This window comes from Halomicrobium sp. IBSBa, from assembly GCF_017612575.1.
GTDB lineage: Archaea > Halobacteriota > Halobacteria > Halobacteriales > Haloarculaceae > Halomicrobium.
Genome location: NZ_JADPQC010000084.1, coordinates 1 through 241, shown reverse-complemented (window position 1 = coordinate 241; position 241 = coordinate 1). Strand labels below are relative to the sequence as shown.

Here is a 241-nt window from a genome sequence, read left to right as displayed (position 1 = left end):
GCCGCGGTGTCGGGGACGCCCTCGAACTCCGCGGGGTTCGTCCCGCCGCGGGTCTCGGGAGTGTCGATCCCGAGCAGCCGGACGGTGTCGAAGGTCCCGTTGTCGTACCGGATCTCGACGGTGTCGCTCCCTGCCGGGACGGCGTCGCCGGGCGCGGCTGGCGTCTGTGGCCCGCCCGAGAGACAGCCGGCGAGGGCGGCCAGGGCCAGCACGGCGACGAGCAGTGAACACCGACGGTCCA

Annotated in this window: 1 pseudogene; it reads right to left on the bottom strand. The window is 74.3% G+C overall.

The window, feature by feature from the left end:
* Positions 1-241, bottom strand: a pseudogene (locus tag IL252_RS17555) (nuclease); the annotation flags it as partial.